Raw genomic sequence first — 2,639 nt, 5'->3', positions numbered from 1 at the left:
GGCGGCGGCCCGCCGACGGGCCCGACGGTCCCGGGTACGCGTTGACGGAGTCGGGCAGGTTGCTGGCGGACGGTGTCGTACGCGACGTCCTCCTGTAGAGCCGCTGGCCTAGAATCGTCTGTACGCAGGGCGCGAGGAGAGGGATCCATGTCGAGCACGGCCGATCGTAGGACCGAGGTCTTGCGCGCGATCGTCTCCGACTACATCGCCTCGCACGAGCCGGTCGGCTCCAAGACGCTGGTCGACCGCCATTCCCTGGGGGTCTCCAGTGCGACGATCCGCAACGACATGGCCGTCCTCGAGGCGGAGGGCTTCATCGTCCAGCCCCACACCAGTTCCGGACGGATCCCCACGGAGAAGGGCTACCGCCACTTCGTCGACTCGATTGAGGAGATCACCCCCCTCTCGCGCGCCCAGCGGAAGGCCATCCAGGCGTTTCTCGAGGGTGCCGTCGACCTGGACGACGTCCTCCGGCGGGCCGTGCGGTTGCTCTCCCAGCTCACCCGCCAGGTCGCCGTCGTCCAGTACCCGGTCCTGGGCCGCTCCACCGTGCGCCACCTGGAGGTGGTGAGCCTGGCCCCCACCCGTCTGTTGCTGGTGCTGATCACCGACACCGGCAGGGTGGACCAGCGGACCGTCGAACTCGCGGCCCCGCTGACGGACGACCATCTGGCCGAGCTCCGGTCCCTCCTCTCGGAGGCGGTCGCGGACAAGCGGCTCAGCGAGGCCTCCGAGGCCCTGGCGGCCACGCCTGACCGCGCTCGTCCGGACCACCGCGATGCGGCGGAACGGTGCGTGACGGTGCTGGTGGAGACATTGGTGGAGCAGCCCGACGACCGAATCGTCCTGGGCGGCACCGCCAACCTCACGCGCAGCGCAGCCGACTTCGACGGGTCCCTCAGGTCGGTCCTCGAGGCCCTGGAGGAGCAGGTCGTGATCCTCCGGCTGCTCTCGGCGGCGCAGTCCGTGGGGATGGGAGGGCCCGGAGGGGTCACCGTCCAGATCGGGGAGGAGACCCGGGCGGCGGAGATCCGCGGCGCGTCGGTGGTGTCCTCCGTGTACGGTTCCGAGCGCCAGATGCTCGGCGGGATGGGGGTGCTCGGGCCCACGAGGATGGACTACCCGGGAACAATCGCCTCGGTCGCCGCTGTTGCCCACTACGTGGGCGAGATCCTGTCCGGGCACTGACGCCCGTAGCCTCACCCGGGACCAGTTCTTCCATCGAGTTCATTTGACGAAAGGCGACACGTGTCACGCGACTACTACGGGACCCTCGGGGTCGATCGGGGTGCCTCGGAGTCCGAGATCAAGCGCGCCTACCGCAAGCTCGCCCGCGAGTTGCACCCCGATGTCAACCCGTCGGACGAGGCGCGTGAGCGGTTCACGGAGATCACGGCGATGTACGAGGTCCTCACCGACCCCGAGAAGCGCCGTGTCGTGGACATGGGCGGCGATCCCCTCGACTCGTCGCCCGGCGGCGGATACGGCGGCGGTTTCGGTGGCGGTGGCTTCGGCGCCGGCGGCGGTCTCGGCGACGTGTTCGAGGCGTTCTTCGGTGGCGGCGGGGGCGGCGGCGGACGCGGCCCCCGGAGCCGCGTGCAGCCGGGTTCGGACGCGCTGATCCGCGTGAACCTGACCCTGGCGGAGTGCGCGACCGGCGTCACCAAGGAGATCCAGGTCGACACGGCCGTGCTGTGTGAGACCTGCCACGGCAAGGGGTCGGCGAGCGACGCGCCGCCCGCGAAATGCGGCATGTGTCAGGGGCAGGGGGAGATCCAGTCGGTCCAGCGCTCCCTGTTGGGCAACATCATGACCAGCCGCCCGTGCCCCACCTGTGCCGGCACCGGCGAGATCATCACCGATCCCTGTGGTGACTGCACCGGCCAGGGCCGCGTCCGCAAGCGCCGCACCGTCTCGGCCAAGATCCCGGCCGGCGTCGGCGGCGGGATGCGGATCCGGCTGTCCGGACAGGGTGAGGTCGGCCCCGGCGGTGGTCCCGCCGGAGACCTCTACATCGAGGTCAACGAGCGCACCCACCCGGTGTTCGTCCGGGACGGCGAGGACCTGCACTGCACGGTCCGCGTCCCGGTCGTGGACGCCATCCTCGGGGGCAGGGTGGACCTGGAGACGGTGGTGGGTGACGACCTCGAGATCGACATCCCGGCCGGCATCCAGCCCGGGCACACGGTCACCCTGTCGGGTCGCGGCATGCCCCGCGTCCGCGGCGGCGGTGCCGGCGACCTCACGGTGCACATGGAGGTGGTGATCCCCGAGAAGCTGGACCGCAAGCGTCGTGATCTCGTGGAGCAGCTGCGCCGGCTCGGCGGCGACTCGGCCGAGATCGTCAACGAGGACACCGCCCGCCGAGGCGGGTTGTTCTCGCGTCTGCGCGACGCGGTCGCGGGCCACTGAGCCGGTGACCCCGCCCCTGTTCCGGGTCGACACGGTCCCCGCCGTCGGCGAGACGGCCGTCCTGGACGGCGCAGAGGGTAGGCACGCCGGCTCGGCCCTCCGGGTGCGGCCCGGGGAGTACATCCGGGTGGGCGACGGCCGTGGCGCGGTGGCCGACTGCACCGTACTTACGTCGGGACCCGGCCGGGTCGAGGCGGAGGTCCTGGCCCGGGACGTGGTCGCCCGCA

Annotated in this window: 3 protein-coding genes; all 3 read left to right on the top strand. The window is 71.3% G+C overall.

The window, feature by feature from the left end:
• Positions 1-147: 147 nt before the first annotated feature.
• Positions 148-1,188: a heat-inducible transcriptional repressor HrcA gene (gene hrcA / locus G6021_RS10645; protein WP_179524962.1), complete on the top strand. Its 1,041-nt coding sequence runs from the start codon at positions 148-150 to the stop codon at positions 1,186-1,188.
• 60 nt (positions 1,189-1,248) lie between these two features.
• Positions 1,249-2,412, top strand: coding sequence for a molecular chaperone DnaJ (gene dnaJ / locus G6021_RS10640; protein ID WP_182641256.1), 1,164 nt, complete (start codon positions 1,249-1,251; stop codon positions 2,410-2,412).
• Between the two features lie 4 nt (positions 2,413-2,416).
• A partial coding sequence (locus tag G6021_RS10635; RefSeq protein WP_347238952.1) for an RNA methyltransferase PUA domain-containing protein occupies positions 2,417-2,639 on the top strand: 223 nt, incomplete at its 3' end.

It is taken from the genome of Dietzia sp. CW19 (genome assembly GCF_014145265.1).
GTDB classification, from domain to species: Bacteria; Actinomycetota; Actinomycetes; order Mycobacteriales; family Mycobacteriaceae; genus Dietzia; species Dietzia natronolimnaea.
This window is presented reverse-complemented; position numbering and strand designations above follow the sequence as displayed.

Excerpts from the sequence above, each read along its gene's own strand:
- hrcA (WP_179524962.1), top strand. The coding sequence starts at position 148 with ATGTCGAGCACGGCCGATCGTAGGACCGAGGTCTTGCGCGCGATCGTC.